The sequence below is a fragment of the Facklamia sp. P12950 genome (assembly GCF_050409465.1).
GTDB lineage: Bacteria > Bacillota > Bacilli > Lactobacillales > Aerococcaceae > Facklamia.
Window position 1 is genome coordinate 170,501 of the sequence record NZ_JBNUPK010000003.1, and the last position, 16,859, is coordinate 187,359.

General features: G+C 35.2%; 14 protein-coding genes. 13 read left to right on the plus strand and 1 reads right to left on the minus strand.

Annotated features, from left to right (window positions below; genetic code table 11):
* Positions 1-110 precede the first annotated feature (110 nt).
* The 8 genes from purR (at position 111) to ACQV2Q_RS04210 (ending at position 9,543) form a co-directional block, all read left to right on the plus strand.
* Positions 111-941 carry a pur operon repressor gene (gene purR, locus ACQV2Q_RS04175; RefSeq protein WP_428874163.1) on the plus strand — a complete coding sequence of 277 codons (831 nt, stop codon included), beginning with the start codon at positions 111-113 and terminating at the stop codon, positions 939-941.
* A 76-nt stretch (positions 942-1,017) separates the two neighbouring features.
* Positions 1,018-2,385, plus strand: coding sequence for a bifunctional UDP-N-acetylglucosamine diphosphorylase/glucosamine-1-phosphate N-acetyltransferase GlmU (gene glmU, locus ACQV2Q_RS04180; RefSeq protein ID WP_428874164.1), 1,368 nt, complete (start codon positions 1,018-1,020; stop codon positions 2,383-2,385).
* A gap of 22 nt (positions 2,386-2,407) precedes the next feature.
* Complete coding sequence (locus tag ACQV2Q_RS04185) at positions 2,408-3,391, plus strand: ribose-phosphate diphosphokinase (protein WP_428874165.1); 984 nt, start codon at positions 2,408-2,410, stop codon at positions 3,389-3,391.
* 187 nt (positions 3,392-3,578) lie between these two features.
* Complete coding sequence (locus tag ACQV2Q_RS04190) at positions 3,579-4,970, plus strand: sugar transferase (RefSeq protein WP_428874195.1); 1,392 nt, start codon at positions 3,579-3,581, stop codon at positions 4,968-4,970.
* A gap of 65 nt (positions 4,971-5,035) precedes the next feature.
* Positions 5,036-6,007 (plus strand): hypothetical protein, encoded by a 972-nt coding sequence (locus tag ACQV2Q_RS04195; protein ID WP_428881990.1) that lies wholly within the window; start codon positions 5,036-5,038, stop codon positions 6,005-6,007.
* Positions 6,008-6,144: 137 nt separating this feature from the next.
* Positions 6,145-7,635 carry a nicotinate phosphoribosyltransferase gene (locus ACQV2Q_RS04200; protein WP_428874168.1) on the plus strand — a complete coding sequence of 497 codons (1,491 nt, stop codon included), beginning with the start codon at positions 6,145-6,147 and terminating at the stop codon, positions 7,633-7,635.
* Positions 7,636-7,648: 13 nt separating this feature from the next.
* Positions 7,649-8,482: an ammonia-dependent NAD(+) synthetase gene (nadE, locus tag ACQV2Q_RS04205; RefSeq protein WP_428874169.1), complete on the plus strand. Its 834-nt coding sequence runs from the start codon at positions 7,649-7,651 to the stop codon at positions 8,480-8,482.
* Between the two features lie 17 nt (positions 8,483-8,499).
* Positions 8,500-9,543 carry an MraY family glycosyltransferase gene (locus ACQV2Q_RS04210; RefSeq protein WP_428881991.1) on the plus strand — a complete coding sequence of 348 codons (1,044 nt, stop codon included), beginning with the start codon at positions 8,500-8,502 and terminating at the stop codon, positions 9,541-9,543.
* A gap of 6 nt (positions 9,544-9,549) precedes the next feature.
* Here the strand turns inward: ACQV2Q_RS04210 and ACQV2Q_RS04215 are convergent, their stop codons facing one another.
* Positions 9,550-10,191, minus strand: coding sequence for a YigZ family protein (locus ACQV2Q_RS04215; protein WP_428874171.1), 642 nt, complete (start codon positions 10,189-10,191; stop codon positions 9,550-9,552).
* Between the two features lie 113 nt (positions 10,192-10,304).
* Here ACQV2Q_RS04215 and ACQV2Q_RS04220 point away from each other — a divergent pair, with 113 nt between their 5' ends.
* The 5 genes from ACQV2Q_RS04220 to secA all read left to right on the plus strand — a co-directional run bounded on the left by ACQV2Q_RS04220 (position 10,305) and on the right by secA (position 16,795).
* On the plus strand, positions 10,305-11,177 hold the full coding sequence (locus ACQV2Q_RS04220) for a DegV family protein (protein WP_428874172.1): 873 nt from the start codon (positions 10,305-10,307) through the stop codon (positions 11,175-11,177).
* 72 nt (positions 11,178-11,249) lie between these two features.
* Entirely contained in the window at positions 11,250-12,647 is a 1,398-nt protein-coding gene (locus ACQV2Q_RS04225) for a DEAD/DEAH box helicase (protein WP_428881992.1), read from the plus strand.
* 16 nt (positions 12,648-12,663) lie between these two features.
* Positions 12,664-13,422: a ComF family protein gene (locus tag ACQV2Q_RS04230; protein ID WP_428874174.1), complete on the plus strand. Its 759-nt coding sequence runs from the start codon at positions 12,664-12,666 to the stop codon at positions 13,420-13,422.
* 118 nt (positions 13,423-13,540) lie between these two features.
* Positions 13,541-14,113 (plus strand): ribosome hibernation-promoting factor, HPF/YfiA family, encoded by a 573-nt coding sequence (gene hpf, locus ACQV2Q_RS04235; RefSeq protein WP_428874175.1) that lies wholly within the window; start codon positions 13,541-13,543, stop codon positions 14,111-14,113.
* 225 nt (positions 14,114-14,338) lie between these two features.
* Positions 14,339-16,795 carry a preprotein translocase subunit SecA gene (gene secA / locus ACQV2Q_RS04240; RefSeq protein ID WP_428874176.1) on the plus strand — a complete coding sequence of 819 codons (2,457 nt, stop codon included), beginning with the start codon at positions 14,339-14,341 and terminating at the stop codon, positions 16,793-16,795.
* Positions 16,796-16,859 lie beyond the last annotated feature (64 nt).

The window sequence follows — 16,859 nt, forward strand, 5'->3', positions numbered from 1 at the left end:
AAGAGTTCTAACAGCTGTTAGAACTCTTTTTCGATAGAGATTTTTTGTTGAAAATTCGAACAAATAATGATAAAGTTTGCTTAATGTTTGGAAAAGGAGGCTTTTTATAAATGATAAAAAAATATAAACGAAACCAGCGCTTAATAGCAATTACCCAACAACTAATGAATAATCCCAACCAACTCTTAAACTTACAAGATTTTGCGCATAAATTTCAATGTGCTAAATCATCAATTAGTGAAGATTTGGGAATGGTCAGAGGAGTTTTTGATGAAATGCAACTAGGGCAACTTGAAACATTGACTGGTAAAACAGGAGGTGTTATTTTTCGTCCACATCTGTCGGGAGAGGAAGTTGAAATTATTCAGCGTCAAGTAAAAGAGCGACTCTCTCAAGGTAAGAGAATTCTCCCAGGAAACTATATTTTCGTGAATGACCTACTACAAGATCCGAGTGTTTTAAATCCGATTGCTCAACTTATTGCAGCTAAATATGCAGATAAAGAAATTGATACCATTCTTACCATAGAAGCTAAAGGGATAGGATTAGCAGCGGCAGTAGCATTATATCTAAACAAACCTTATGTTGTGGTACGTCGAGAATCTACCTCTGGAGAAGGATCAACCATTTCGATTAATTATACTTCGGGTTCTACGCAGACTGTTAAGAAAATGGAACTCTCGAAGTCAGCTTTGCAATCGCAAAGTCGTGTATTAATTGTGGATGATTTTCTTCGTAATGGCGGAACATTAACAGGGCTTTTAAATTTAATTGAAGAATTTGATTCGCAAGCAGCTGGAATATGCGTTTTTGCAGAGAATAAGGTAAAAAATCGAATGAGTATTCCAAATTATCACGCTCTTTTTGAAACTCAATTACGTTATAACAATGAGTTAGGTCATTATCAATTGGAAATTGAAGCAGGAAATTTTTTTAATTAGGAAACTGCATAGCCATATGGTCCTTAAATAGATATAATATAAGGGTAAATGTCGCAGATAGAAGGAGTGTGAGTGAATGAAAAGAATGGCGGTTATTTTAGCAGCTGGCAAAGGTACACGCATGAAGTCAGCCTTACCTAAAGTTCTCCATAAAATTAGTGGAATTTCCATGGCAGAACATGTTGTTCGATCAGTCTTGGAAAGTCGTGCCGAGCAGATCGTAACTATTGTTGGTAATGGGGCAGATTTAGTGAAAGAAGAATTAAAAAACCTCACTGATTTTGCTTTTCAATCCGAGCAATTAGGAACAGGTCATGCAGTACTCCAAGCTGAGAATCTTCTGGCAAATGAAAAAGGAAGTACCTTAGTTATATGTGGAGATACACCCTTATTGTCAGGAGAAACATTAACTAAACTCTTTGAGCATCATGAAAGCACAGGTTCAAAAGCAACCGTTTTGACTGCAAGAACCTCAGATCCTACTGGTTATGGTCGAATTGTTCGTGATGATGAAGGCCAAGTTCTTAAAATTGTGGAGCAAAAAGACGCTTCGTCAAAAGAACTTATTATAGATGAGATTAATACAGGGACCTACATTTTTGATAATTTAAGTATGTTTAAAGCTTTGAAATCAGTGAGCAATCGGAATGCCCAGGGCGAGTATTATTTACCAGATATTATTGAAATTCTTCAAAAACAAGGAAAAAAAGTTCATGCTTTTAATATGGATGATTTTGCAGAATCAATTGGAGTGAATGATCGAGTAGCGCTTTCTAAAGCTCAGCAGCTAATGAACCGACGTATCATTACAAATCATATGCGAAATGGCGTGAGCTTTATTAATCCTGAAATGACTTATGTTGAAGCGGATGTAAAAATTGGTGAAGATACGGTGATTGAGGGGGGAGTTCAGCTTAAGGGCGAAACATTTATTGGTAAATCAGTAAGAATTGGTGCCAACAGTGAGATTGTAGATAGCCAAGTAGGGGACTCAGTAATAATTACTCAGTCAGTTATTGAGAAATCAAAGGTTGAAGATAAAGCAAAAATAGGACCTTTTGCGCATTTAAGACCGAATAGCTATTTGGCAGAGGGCGTCCGTATTGGGAATTTTGTTGAAGTTAAAAATTCTCAACTAGGTAAAGATACCAAAGCAGGTCACTTAGCCTATATCGGTGATGCTGAATTAGGAAAAGATGTCAATGTAAGCTGTGGTGTTATTTTTTGTAACTATGATGGTAAAAGAAAATATCGTTCGAAAGTCGGCGATCAAGTATTTCTTGGAAGTAACTCTAATATCGTCTCTCCACTTGAGATTGGGGACCGTGCCTTTATAGCTGCTGGTTCAACTATTATAAAGGATGTTGAAGCGGAAGCCTTAGCTATTTCACGTAGCGAACAGGTTAATAAGTTAGGTTATTGGACTAAATACATCAATAAATAAATTTAAGGAAAGAGGGATTTGGTTGGCAAGTGAACACTATAAGGATCCAAAATTAAAGATCTTTGCATTAAGTTCTAACGAAAAGTTAGCGGCAGCAATTGCAAAAGCTGTTGGAGTAGAATTAGGTGAAATTTCTTTATCTAGGTTTGCTGATGGAGAGATACGTGTAAATATTGATGAATCGACTAGGGGGGCACATGTATATATCGTACAATCGACCTCCTCACCAGTTAATGATAATTTAATGGAATTATTAATTACGATTGATGCTTTGCGTCGCGCATCAGCAAAAACAATCAATGTAGTGCTTCCTTACTATGGTTATGCACGTCAAGACCGTAAAGCACAGTCTCGTGAACCAATTACAGCTAAATTGGTAGCAAATATGTTAGAGCAAGCAGGAGCAGACCGTGTAGTGGCATTGGATTTACACGCTGCCCAAATTCAAGGGTTTTTCGATATACCTGTAGATCATTTATTAGGTGCTCCTTTACTGGCAAATTACTTTATTGATAACAAACTTTTTGGCGATGATGTTGTTGTTGTATCACCTGACCATGGCGGCGTAACTCGTGCACGAAAACTAGCAGAATTTTTAAAGGCACCAATTGCTATTGTTGATAAACGTCGCCCACGTCCTAACGTTGCAGAAGTGATGAGTATTGTTGGAGATGTAAAAGATAAAACAGCAGTGATAATTGATGACATGATTGATACGGCAGGAACAATTACAATCGCTGCTCAAGCTTTGATTGATCGTGGAGCCAAAGAAGTTTATGCCACCTGTACTCACCCGGTTCTTTCTGGGCCAGCTTTAGAAAGATTGCAAACTTCTGTTATCAAGAAGGTAATTGTTACAGACACCATTCTACTGCCTGAAGACAAAAAAATTGATAAAATTGAAATTGTGTCTGTTGCACACTTAATTGCTGAAGCAATTAAACGTATTCACGAGAACCGTTCTGTTTCACCTCTTTTCAATGAAAAATTCACTATCATTGAGTAGACTTTAATTGTAAATTTTTTATTTGAAGCTTAAGCTCGTTCTATCTTTAAATTAGATGGGACGAGCTTAAGTTATTTCAATACAAATATATGAGAGCGTAAAAATTAATCAGACTAAATGTTGATGGTTATTTTTTAAAGAAGTCGGTATAATGAGTAAGAACCAACGGAAAGAAAGAGGTTTTATTATGAACCATCGAAAAGAATGGAATAATTTATTACGCTTTGTTGTAGTTATAATGGGTTCACTGGTATGTCTTTTAGGAATTCTATTATCCTTTTATTTAAAATTTTCAGGCCAAATTCCCTATAGAAATTTTATAGCTTTTGAATCAAGTTATTTCTGGATAGCAATAGGTTTTATTTTGATCAACTTCTTCTTTGGTACCTATATATTTTATAATAAAACTTTAATGGACCTTTTCTACTTTACCATGCTATCTCAATTGTTTTTGTCTTTTTTTATGATGGCCGTTACTTATGCTGGGTCTTGGCTAACTTTTCCGCGATCTGTTATTTTACTTAACCTTTTCGTAGGGACAATATTGGTATATTTATTTAATGCTGTAGCTTACATCCTTTATCATCGATTATCTGGCCGTAAACGAGTTTTAGTCGTAGGGGAGAATAAAAAGGCGTTAAATGCAGTGGTTAATTTTGATAGAATGACCAATCGTAGACATGAGGTAACTCATGTAGTCTTGTCAGATTATTACCAGCGTGTGGTTAAATTATCGGATGCGGTCGATATTGTTTACCTTACTGGTTATATCGAAGAAACAGAACGACTAAAAATATACGATTATTTGATGCGGAATAACAAAAAGCTCTTTTTATCGACTAACTTTGCAAATTTAATGATGGTTAATCCAAATATAATGAGCTTTGAAGATGAAAGTTTAATTGAAGTATCTACTTTTTCAATTGCTTTTGAACAAGCTATTATCAAAAGGACGATTGATATTGCTTCTTCTCTTCTTTTATTAATTTTAGCTTCGCCTATCATGTTAATAACAGCCATAGCTGTAAAACTAGACAGTAAGGGACCAATTTTTTATCGTCAAGTTAGAATTACAAAAGGATCTAAACCTTTCAACATTTTAAAATTTCGTTCAATGACTCAAACGGCTGAAGAAAAATCTGGACCCGTATTAGCTAGTTCTAATGATTCACGAGTGACGAGGGTAGGAAAGTTTATTCGCACTACTCGGATTGATGAACTTCCACAATTAATCAATGTGTTAAAAGGTGATATGTCGCTCGTTGGACCGCGACCTGAACGTCCTTTTTTTGTTAATCAATTTAGTCAAGAAAATGCTTATTATGAATTGCGTCATCATGTACGTGCAGGAATCACTGGCTATGCTCAAGTCTATGGAAAATATGCTACAGACTTTAATAATAAATTAAACTTTGATCTGCTCTATATTAAAAATTACTCATTAGCCTTTGATTTTAAATTGTTGTTTCAAACATTAAAAATATTATTTGATAAGGTTTCTTCAAGAGGTTTAGACCAAGAAGATCTCTGCCAACCTTCATGGAAGGATTTTCAATCCAAAATTCATATTTATGAGTAAGCTATTTCTAGATGTTGTTTATTGTTTATGTTAGGCTTTTGCTAGTAAATTATAAGGAGGATATTATGAATAAACGTAATAAGGTAAAAACACTTTTTTTAATGATAATGGTTAATCTGCTGCTAATCCCTCAGTCTTATGTGAATGCTCAAGAAACAGTTTCAGATGCTTGGCAAGATGTGGCGGTAAAAGCAAACCAACAAGAATTCCAATCCTTTCATATGGAAGGTACAGTAGGTGTGAAAATTTCCTCGCAAAATATGACCAGTGATTTTGGAAACCTAGAAATTGACGCATTAGTAAATGCTCAACCGATCGCTTTACAAATGGTAGCAAAAATAATTTCTCCATTTGTAGGTTCAGAGGCTGTAGGTTTTGAAAGCTATGCTAAAGAAGGATTTAATTATATTTACAACACTCAATCTAAAGAGTGGAAGACTTCAGAATGGACGGTATCAGAAGAAGATATCTTAGATAGTCTTCAAGCATCCTTTAAAAATGTATCAAATGGCTTAGTAGAAAGCGAAATGACTTCAGAGGCCAAAACATTTATTGATAAATACTTTGAATTTGAAGAAAAAGGTCAAGATTATCTTTTTAAGTTGAAAAAAGATATTAATGGAGCTAGCTTTTACAATGATTTAGATAAGGCAATCGATTTAAAACAGTTGGTTAAGCAATCAGCTAACAAAGCGATTGAGCAATCAGAAGATCTGGGACAACCCATCGACCGAGAATATGAAGAATCTCTGGGGGAATTCTTGAATCCTGATATGTTTGAAGATTTCTTTAATATGAATCCACAAATGACTGTTACATATGAGAGTGTGACAGGGCTGATAAAGAACTTTTCCTTTATGATTGACACAGACCCTAAAGTTTTTATCGATTCAGTGAGTCAAACAGACCGGTCTAATTTACCAGAGCTTATAAGTATTTCGGCTAATTTTGACTTTGACCAGTATGGTCAAAGCTTTAATATTCAGGTTCCTTTGGAGGCCATGCAAACTTCTGAAGAAAATACCATAGAAGAGTAATTAGTAAAAACCTTTAGTTGAGCATTCAACTAAAGGCTTTTTTATAATGAGCTTATAACTTATGCACTCTTTTTGAATCAACATTGAGGGCAATAGTATGATACAATAAATAAAATTATTCAGTTGAGGAGATTAAAATGATCTATAAATATTCTGATGACAGCTTAATGACCCACACCGATCTTTATCAAATCAATATGTTGAAAACATATTGGGAAAAAGGGATTGATCGAAAACTGGCTGTTTTTGAAGTCTACTTTCGCAAAAACCCTTTTAACAATGGCTACGCTATTTTTGCTGGTTTAGAAAGAGTTGTTCACTATTTGAATCAATTTCATTTCTCAGCGACTGACTTGGATTATCTAAGAAGCTTAGAAATATACCCCGAAACATTTATTCAATACTTGGCAGATATGAAACTAGAGTTATCTGTTAGGTCTATGCAAGAAGGCGAGCTTTGTTATGCAACCGAACCTTTGATGCAAGTTGAAGGACCACTTGGTCAGTGCCAATTAGTTGAAACAGCTATTTTAAATATAATAAATTTCCAAACTTTAATTGCCACAAAGGCATCACGTATTCGTTCGGTAGTGGGTGAAGGGGATAAAATTTCTGAATTTGGTGCTAGAAGAGCGCAAGAAATGGATGCGGCTATTTGGGGAACGCGTGCAGCCTTTATTGGAGGCTTTGATTCAACTTCAAACGTTAGGGCTGGGAAATTATTTGGTATTCCTGTTTCTGGTACTCACGCTCATTCTTTGGTACAAGCTTACCGAGATGAGTATCAAGCTTTTAGAGCTTATGCTGAAACGCATCGTGATGTCGTCTTCTTAGTAGATACTTATGACACATTACGTTCAGGCATACCTATCGCTATAAAAGTAGCTAAAGAAATGGGTGACAAAATCAATTTTATCGGTGTTCGAATTGATTCGGGAGATATGGCTTACCAATCAAAAAAAATTCGTGAGCAATTGGACGAAGCAGGTTTCACCGAAGCGCGCATAATAGCTTCCAATGATTTGGATGAAAAAACCATTTTAAACTTACGAATGCAGGGTGCAAAAATCAACGATTGGGGTATTGGAACTAAAATAATAACTTCTTATGACCAGCCTGCTCTAGGTGCTGTTTATAAATTAGTTGGAATCGAAGATGACAAAGGTGAGATTGTACCGACAATTAAAATTTCTTCCAATACAGAAAAAATCACTACACCCGGTATGAAACAAGTTTGGCGAATTACTCGAAAAAAAGATGGCAAGGTGGAAGGTGACTATATTGCTTTAATAGATGAAAGGCCCGATCTTTTAGAGGAACTTTTCATGTTCCATCCAGTTCATACCTATATCAATAAAACTGTTAAGGACTTTGAAGCGCGTCCACTTTTAATAGATATATACAAAGAGGGTCAGCAAGTATATGATTTACCAGATATATTAACTATTAAAGATTATTCAGAGGATAAGATTAACTGCTTATGGGAAGAGCATAAGCGCATTTTAAATCCACAAGTTTATCCAGTTGATTTATCGCAAAAATTATACGATTTGAAAATGGATAGTATACAAGAGGTTCGCGACCAAGTTGATTTAAGAGTTGAGGCGTTTCAAACAGATCAATTCTGATAAGGAGAATAATATGAGACAATTGCAAAAAGAAATCATAGGGAATTTAAAAGTTTCACCAAGGATTGAACCAGAAGCTGAAATTCGGCGATCTATTAACTTTTTGAAAGATTATCTCTATCAAAATGCAGGTTTAAAGTCATTGGTATTAGGTATTAGTGGAGGACAAGATTCCACTTTAGCAGGGAAATTATCGCAAATGGCTATTGAAGAAATCCGAACTGAAACAAACGATAACCAGTATCAATTTATTGCTATACGACTTCCTTATGCTGTCCAAAATGATGAAGAAGATGCACTAAAGGCTCTAGATTTTATTGCACCAGACCGAATTTTAAATCTAAATATTGAAGAGGCGACTTTAGGAGTTGTTCAAGCTTTGAAAAAAGAACAAATTGAAGTTAGCGATTTTAATAAAGGAAATATTAAAGCGAGACAGCGTATGGTGATGCAATATGCGGTAGCAGGACAGTTTTCAGGTGTTGTAGTAGGAAGTGACCATGCAGCAGAGAGTGTCACAGGATTCTTTACTAAATATGGAGATGGGGCAGCGGATGTAATGCCTTTGTGGCGCTTAACCAAAGATCAGGGTAAGCAGTTGCTACAGTCCCTAAACTGTCCGGCAGACCTTTATCAAAAAATACCGACAGCCGATTTAGAAGAAGACCGTCCTATGTTATCCGATGAAGAAGCGTTGGGTGTTTCTTATCAAACCATTGATCGTTATTTGACAGGACGTGAAGTAAAAGACCATGAAGCAGCAATAATTGAAAAATGGTACTTAAGTAGCCAACATAAACGCCATCTGCCAGTCACTGTCTTTGATCAGTTTTGGAGGGAATCTTGATTTAAGGAGATGAAATAATGTCCATTGTACTGGAAATAATAATGAGGGTAGTGCTTGCTTTCATATTGTCATTAGCATTTTCCTATTCCTTATTAAAGTTGCTTAATTTTACAAAGCCCCTTGATTTTAAGAATAGAGAGAATAATAGCAAAAAAACACCACCTGCTTACGGTGGTATTGCTGTATTTATGGCATATTGGTTAAGCTATTACTTATTAAATCCTTTTACTCTTTGGGATAAGCAAGGGAGTCTTTTTGTAGCCTCCTTAATTATCCTTGTAACGGGCGTTTTAGATGATAGGTTAAATTTATCTGCTTTAAAAAAATCAATCGGTATTTTAATCGCCTGTCATTATGTCTATTTTTATAGTGACATTTCTTTTTCATCTCAACTCATTAATTTTGAAGACCCATTACTTTTTAATGGTTTGAAATATCTCTTAACCATAGTATGGATTTATTTAGTAACTAATGCATTAAATTTATTAGATGGGATTGATGGCCTAGCTTCAAGTGTTAGCCTGGTGAGTCTTTTTTCAATGGTTATAATAACTTTAGGTTTTTCTTTAACCATTCAATTGGATTTTGTATTAAAGTTGTTATTTTTATTTGCAGCAATTGCTGGTTTTTTAATATTTAATTGGCCACCTGCTAAAATTATGTTGGGAGATACTGGGGCTTTATTTATTGGATTTATGTACGCTAGTTTAACCGTTACTAATCTAAAAAATGCCAGTCTTTACTCTTTTATTTTTCCAATACTTTTATTTGCTGTTCCACTTTTTGATACTGTTTTTGCCTTCATGAGGCGTTTACACCAACGAACCCCGGTTACTGAAGGAGACAAAGAGCATATCCATCATCGGTTACTGCGAAGGGGTTATAATGAAAGTTCAATCAATAAAATGATGATGGCTTTATCTGCCGTTTTTTCATTGATTACCCTAGCCCTCCATGCCTTTCCTAATTTAAAGTGGCTGATATGGGTGATGACAATGGTATTGATTGTAGCAATGGTTTATTTTACTGTGCATATTGGAAAAGAGTCTCCAAACAAATGAATCTTTTTAAGTTTTAAAAGGTATATTTATATCTCGATTACCTAAACTGTCTATTTTAACTTGTCCACTTAAAAAATTGACTAAATAGCTATCAAATTCCTTTAGGAAGTCAGAATGAATAGCGATTGTCATTTGAATTTTTTCGAGATATTCGATGGTCAGAACAGAAGGTAAGCCAGGCATTTGAGCAAGATTATGATTAAAGCGATCAAGCTGTGCATAATCCATTTCAATTTGAAGAAGGGTCTGGTTAACATTTTTAATTTTATTGGCCAATTGGCAGCTTTCACTAACTACTTGGGTGTAAGCGCGAATTAAACCACCTGCACCTAACTTGTTTCCACCAAAATAGCGAACAACAATGGCTGCGACAAAAGTTAATTCCTCTTTTTTAAGAACTTCAAGCATTGGTAGACCTGCTGTACCACTTGGTTCGCCATCGTCACTCATGCGTTGAATACTTGAGTCAGCCTCTAAACTAAAAGCATAGCAGTGGTGATTTGCTTTATAATGCTTTTTTTGTATACTAAGCAAGTGTTGATTAAATTCTTCTTCACTTTTGATTGGAAACAGAAAACAAATAAAACGAGATTTTTTTATTTCAATTTCATGTACAATTTCTTTTTGGATACTTAAATAATTAAACATATAGCTTTCCTTTCATTTATGTTAGGATAATAGATAACATATAGATTCTTTAAACAGTGTAACATATTTAAAAAACAACTGATTATTAGTCAGACAGGGAATGGTAGTGAAAAATGAAAACAGCAATTATAGTAGATTCTACAGCATATTTAAACCAGGAAATAGCCAGTCAATCAAACGTTTTTCAAGTCGATCTTAGTGTTATTTTTGATGATGGGACTGTTTTTAAAGATTCATCTGATATTGATGAGCAGACGCGGTTTTATCAGTATATGGAAAAAAGTGATCGATTACCTAAATCTTCTCAACCACATCCAGGTGACTACTACCAATTGATGGATCAGATTGTTGAAGAAGGTTTTCAAGCAGTCATAGCTATCCATCTATCTTCAAAAATATCAGGAACTTTAGCTTTAGCGCAATCGGTACTAACTGAATACCAAGATCGTATTCAAAGTTATATTATCGATTCTAAGTCTTCATGCATAGTCATTGAAGGTTTGGCAAGGAAAGCCTTAAAAGGACTCGAAGCGGATAAGGAATTAGAAGATATCGTGGCTGAACTAACCTGGCAAGCAAATCATACACAAACTTATTTGATGGTCGAAGAGTTAGAGAACCTAGTTAAAGGTGGACGTTTAAATGCAGGTTTTGCTACACTAGGCCAATTGCTTAAAATTCGTCCTTTATTGCATTTTGATGAGGAAGGAAATATTCTTCTCTTTGAAAAAATCCGTACTAATAAAAAGGTGTATGCTAGATGGATTCAACTAATTAAAGAAGCAATTGAATCATATCCCCAAGGTATTCAGCTTATGATGACACATGCCAATGCTAAAGACGAATGTAGTGTGGTTGTAGAATTAATTGAAAAAGAGTTAACGATCTCTGATATAGAAATTAACTCGATCGGCCCTGTTATCGGTACACATACCGGAAAAGGTTGTATTGGCTTGGCCATAATGCCTAATTACGATCCTAATTAAACAAGTAAATAATAGCACTAATTATTCTCCTTCTGTGTACTTTATAAAAAGACATGGAAGGAGATTTTTTTGATGGAGTGGAAAGAGTATTTTATTGGTCAATTAATGACTCAAAGAGAAGTAACAATAATCTGGGATAAATTTCTTTCTCAATCCAGCTGGAAATTAGAGACGATATTTAATCATCTACACGCAATGCCTGCTATACAAATAAAACAAAAGCACATCCTTTGTTCCAGGTGCAATTGTCAAGATCAACAACAATACTATAAGTTTTATTTTAATAAAAAGAAGATTATATATTGTTGTTCGTGTCTTCAAATGGGACGAATTTGTAGTAACGATTTGCTTTATTATTTACCAAACAATCAACCTTTAACTATAAGAAATCAAAAATCCTTTCTCACCTGGCAAGGGAAACTTTCGCCACAGCAAAATAAGGCTTCACAAGAAGTTGCGGAACAATTGGATGATAGTAGTCACCCGCATTTAATCCATGCTGTAACGGGAGCTGGTAAAACAGAAATGCTTTTTCCAATAATCGATGAAATATTAAGAAAGGATGGAAAGATAGCTTTAGTCTCTCCAAGAGTTGACGTGTGCATTGAACTTTTTCCAAGAATTAAAGCTGCTTTTAATTCGGTCAAAGTTCTTTTGCTTCATGGAAAGAGTGAAACAAAATATGAGCCCTGTGAAATTTTAATAGCAACTACCCATCAGTTGCTAAGGTTTTTTCAAGCCTTTGACCTAGTAATAGTGGATGAAGTAGATGCCTTTCCCTATGTTGATAATGAGAGTTTACATTTCGCGGTAAATCGAGCAGTTAAAAAGAAGGGTAAATTAATCTTTCTGACAGCAACACCGGATAAAAAAATTGTGGAAGCGGTCAAAAAAGGCTTGATTCACCAGACCATTTTACCAGCGCGATTTCATGGTTTTCCTTTGGTTGAACCCATATTTTTGTGGTTGGGAGATTGGAAAACTAACTTAGTAAATCAACAAAAGAATTCCAAACTTCTCTTAAGCCTAAAACATTTTATTGCGCTTGAAGGTCGAAAACTAATTTTTATAGCCAATATCAAGTTGGCAATTCTATTATCTGAGTGGTTAGAGAAACTTTTTAAAGGCCTTAGACTTACCTATGTATATTCAACAGATCCTCTAAGACATCAAAAGGTAGAAAAAATGCGCAAAGGTCATTATGACATACTAATCTCTACAACCATTCTTGAAAGGGGAGTAACTTTTGAAAACTGTCATGTGTTTGTCCTTGGTGCTGAGGACCCTCTTTTCTCTAAATCAGCTTTAGTTCAAATGAGTGGCAGGGTAGGAAGGAAGGCTGCTTATCCATCAGGTAAAGTTGTTTTTGGTCATTATGGTATTACAAAAGAAATGAAAAGAGCGGCTATAGAAATTAAGGGAATGAATCAGTTAGCGAGCAAGAGAGGACTTTTAAATGCAAATGCTTGATGAAAGGGTCTGTTTGATGTGCCAGAAAAATTACCAACGTGATTTAAGTTGGCAACAGTTATTTTCCTGGCAAGCTATTGAATTTGAACCATTGTGTTCAGACTGTTTAAAATCATTCGTTCCTTATCATTATCAGAGTGAAAGTTGCAGAGCCTGTGGAAGAAAATTAGATGGTAGCAACCACTATCAAACTACTTATAGAATCAAAGATACTGATGAGAATTACTGTCTAGATTGTTATCGCTGGCGCCAAAAATATCCTCTAAAGCTAATAAACAATCAAGCCTTATTTGACTACAATGCTGGTTTTAAAAATTGGATCACTCGTTATAAATATGATGGAGATTGCCGGATGGCGAATGTAATGAAGCAAGTCTTAAAGAAAACATATAAACACTATCCAAACTACCTTTGGTTAATTTTACCTAGCTCTGAATCAAGCTTGAAAAGGAGATTGTTTCATCCGACCGCATATTTATTAGAAATAGCCCACATCCCTTATTGTTGTCCCTTCCATTACATTGGAAATGAAATTAGACAAGCAGCAAAAAGTCGAAAAGATCGTTTAACACTCAATCGTCCATTTGCTTGGATAAATATAGAAAAAGAAAAATTAAAAGAAAAGAAAGGTCTAATGATTTTTGATGATGTTTATACAACAGGGGCAACTATGATACAAGCAAAATTAGAGATAGTTCAACATTTTGAAGCTATTGCTAAAGAAGAAATGGATTTAAAAAGTATTACTTTAGCAAGAAATCAATCACTTGCTTAGAATGTGTAGCGCTTTCAATCGATGTGGGCATGTGTTATAATAATTTTAAGCTAGTAATAGCTTTTGGGTTTATGGCTCATTAGCCTTAGACCAAATAGAGAGGAAATGAGGGATATTTATGTTTAACTATAATGTTCGTGGAGAAAATATCGAGGTTACTCAAGCTATTCGAGAATACGCCGAAAAGAAAGTTTCAAAACTTGAGCGTTTTTTCAATGATGTACCGAATGCAACTGCCTATGTAAATTTGAGGGTTTATCCTGATAAAACAGCAAAGGCAGAAGTAACTATTCCTTTATCTTTCTTAGTGCTCAGAGCTGAAGAGACAACACCTGATTTATATGCGAGTATTGATTTTGTAGTTGATAAATTAGAGCGACAAGTACGGAAATATAAGACTAAAATTAATCGCAAATCACGTGAAAAAGGCTTCGAAGGAATTACTACATCAGATTTGGTACAAGCTTCAAATGTAAATAATCATGAAGATGAAAGCGAACCCGATTTACAAATAGTTCGTTCAAAGCGAATTGCTTTAAAACCGATGGATTCAGAAGAAGCAGTCTTACAAATGAATATGCTAGGCCATGACTTCTTCGTATATAAAGAAGGAGAAACAAACGAAATTAATATCGTTTACCGTCGTAAAGATGGTCGATATGGATTAATTGAAACAGCGAGAATGGATTAAGATTAAGTTGTATCCTTAGAATATAGTGAATATCAAATGTTAAATGAAGAGCTTATCAATGCTCTTCATTTTTTATTGTTAAAAAGCAGAAGGAATTAAACTTTTACAATACACTAGCAGATAAAAATGTTTGAAAGTCGAGTTTTTAATGATACAATGTTACAGTGAGAAAATTTATTCATGGAATGGGTAAATGAGGATTATGGGAATTAAAGGAGCATATTAATGGCCAACTTTTTAAAAAATTTAATTGAAAATGATAATGCTGAATTGAGAAGAACCGGAAAATTAGCTGACCAGGTAATCGACTTAGAAGAAGATTACCGCACGATGACTGATGAAGAACTGCGTGCCCAAACTACTATTTTAAAAGATAAATTAGCTAGTGGAAAAAGTTTAGATGATATTCAGGTAGAGGCATTTGCTGTTGTAAGAGAAGCTGCTTATCGAGTATTAGGCTTATTGGCCTATCGTGTCCAAATTCAAGGCGGCTTTGTCATTCATAAGGGTGATATTGCTGAAATGAAAACCGGTGAAGGTAAAACTTTGACAGAGACAATGCCTGTTTATTTAAACGCTTTGTCAGGTAAAGGGGTTCATGTTGTTACTGTTAATGATTATTTAGCAACTCGTGACTCTAAAGAAATGGGAGAAGTTTTCCGCTTTTTAGGCTTAACAGTCGGCTTAAATCTAAACTCAATGAACGCTGCTCAAAAGCGTGAAGCTTATGCTTGTGATGTGACTTATTCTACAAATAACGAATTAGGTTTTGACTATTTAAGAGATAATATGGTTGTTTACAAGTCTCAAATGGTTCAAAGACCATTATATTTTGCGGTAGTAGACGAAGTGGACTCTATCTTAATTGATGAGGCTCGTACACCGTTGATTATTTCTGGTCAAGGTGAGAAATCGACAGCCCTCTATAATCGAGCAGATTATTTTGTTAAGGGATTGAAAGAAGAAGAAGACTACACCATTGATTTGACTTCTAAGTCAATTGTTTTAACAGATATTGGAGTTGACAAGGCTGAAAAAATCTTTCGCTTAGAAAACCTGTATAATGTTGAAAATTCATCACTGGTTCATCATATTGATCAAGCTTTACGCGCAAATTACATTATGATTCATGATATTGACTATGTGGTAGACGAAGAGGAAGTTAAGATTGTCGATCCATTTACAGGTCGTATTATGGACGGTCGTCGTTATTCAGATGGACTTCACCAAGCGATTGAAGCAAAAGAAAATGTTGAAATCCAAGATGAGTCCAAGACAATGGCAACGATTACTTTCCAAAACTACTTCCGTATGTATGAAAAATTATCTGGAATGACGGGAACGGCTAAGACGGAAGAAGAAGAATTTAGAGAAATTTACAATATTAACGTCGTTTCAATCCCAACCAATCGACCAGTTATTAGAAAAGACCACCCAGATTTGCTTTATCCAAACTTAAAAGCTAAATTTGCTGCCGTCGTGGAAGAAATCAAAGAACGTCATGCTAAAGGGCAACCTATTTTAGTAGGGACAGTGGCTGTAGAAACTTCAGAGTACCTATCAAAATTATTAACAAAAGAAGGTATTCCTCATGAAGTCTTGAATGCTAAAAATCACTTTAAAGAAGCTGAAATTGTTATGGCTGCCGGTCAAAGAGGTGCGGTAACCATTGCGACCAATATGGCTGGACGGGGAACCGACATTAAGTTAGGATCAGGAGTTAAAGAAGTAGGCGGACTCGCTGTTATCGGAACTGAACGTCACGAATCACGTCGAATTGATAACCAGTTACGTGGACGGGCAGGACGTCAAGGAGATCCCGGGGCATCACAATTCTATTTATCACTAGAAGATGATTTGATGCGTCGTTTCGGATCAGACAGAATTCAAAAGGTTTGGGAAAAACTGAATATGACAGACGACAACAATGAAGGAGAAGATCTTGCTATTCAAAGTAAGATGTTATCTCGTCAAGTTGAATCAGCCCAAAAGAGAGTGGAAGGTAATAATTACGATACTCGTAAGAGTGTTTTAGAGTACGATGAAGTTATGCGTGAGCAAAGAGAAGTTATTTATGGTCAAAGATTGGCGGTGATTAATGAAGAAGAAACCTTAACACCTCATATTAAAGCAATGATTAAACGGACCATCGAGCGTGAAGTGGCCTATGCTACTGAAAACGATGAAAAGGATTGGAATTTAGACAGTCTATTGGACTTTGTTCACAATACATTATTTAGTCCAGAAAAAATCTCAATAAAAGACTTAGAACGTAAGAGCAGAGAAGAATTAATAAATTATTTGTATAATGAATCTGTGTCGGCTTTTGATGAGAAAATTGCTTTACTAAATGGTCCTGAACAAGTTTTAGAATTTGAAAAAGTAATTATTTTGCGTGTGGTTGATTCGAAATGGACAGACCATATTGATGCGATGGATCATTTACGTCAAGGTGTTGGTCTAAGAGCATACGCTCAAACGAACCCTCTAACAGAATATCAAACAGAAGGCTTTGATCGCTTCCAAGAAATGATTGCTGCAATTGAATATGACATCACTCGATTCATAATGAAGGCACAAATTCGTCAGAATTTGGAGAGGGAGCAAGTTAATTCCACAAGCCCTCGGGTAAAACCAAGTTCAATGCCTAAACACCAAAGTGTAAAAACATTAAAAGGCTAATATGACAGAATAGCAAAGGTCCTGCGGATTAACTCCAAAGGACCTTTTGTGTCAATTTTAAAAA

What these genes read in the sequence shown, in the direction of transcription:
- purR (WP_428874163.1), top strand. Translation starts at nt 111, where the DNA reads ATGATAAAAAAATATAAACGAAACCAGCGCTTAATAGCAATTACCCAA.
- glmU (WP_428874164.1), top strand. Translation starts at nt 1,018, where the DNA reads ATGAAAAGAATGGCGGTTATTTTAGCAGCTGGCAAAGGTACACGCATG.
- ACQV2Q_RS04190 (WP_428874195.1), top strand. Translation starts at nt 3,579, where the DNA reads ATGAACCATCGAAAAGAATGGAATAATTTATTACGCTTTGTTGTAGTT.
- ACQV2Q_RS04195 (WP_428881990.1), top strand. Translation starts at nt 5,036, where the DNA reads ATGAATAAACGTAATAAGGTAAAAACACTTTTTTTAATGATAATGGTT.
- ACQV2Q_RS04200 (WP_428874168.1), top strand. Translation starts at nt 6,145, where the DNA reads ATGATCTATAAATATTCTGATGACAGCTTAATGACCCACACCGATCTT.
- nadE (WP_428874169.1), top strand. Translation starts at nt 7,649, where the DNA reads ATGAGACAATTGCAAAAAGAAATCATAGGGAATTTAAAAGTTTCACCA.
- ACQV2Q_RS04210 (WP_428881991.1), top strand. Translation starts at nt 8,500, where the DNA reads ATGTCCATTGTACTGGAAATAATAATGAGGGTAGTGCTTGCTTTCATA.
- ACQV2Q_RS04215 (WP_428874171.1), bottom strand. Translation starts at nt 10,191, where the DNA reads ATGTTTAATTATTTAAGTATCCAAAAAGAAATTGTACATGAAATTGAA.
- ACQV2Q_RS04220 (WP_428874172.1), top strand. Translation starts at nt 10,305, where the DNA reads ATGAAAACAGCAATTATAGTAGATTCTACAGCATATTTAAACCAGGAA.
- ACQV2Q_RS04225 (WP_428881992.1), top strand. Translation starts at nt 11,250, where the DNA reads ATGGAGTGGAAAGAGTATTTTATTGGTCAATTAATGACTCAAAGAGAA.
- ACQV2Q_RS04230 (WP_428874174.1), top strand. Translation starts at nt 12,664, where the DNA reads ATGTGCCAGAAAAATTACCAACGTGATTTAAGTTGGCAACAGTTATTT.
- hpf (WP_428874175.1), top strand. Translation starts at nt 13,541, where the DNA reads ATGTTTAACTATAATGTTCGTGGAGAAAATATCGAGGTTACTCAAGCT.
- secA (WP_428874176.1), top strand. Translation starts at nt 14,339, where the DNA reads ATGGCCAACTTTTTAAAAAATTTAATTGAAAATGATAATGCTGAATTG.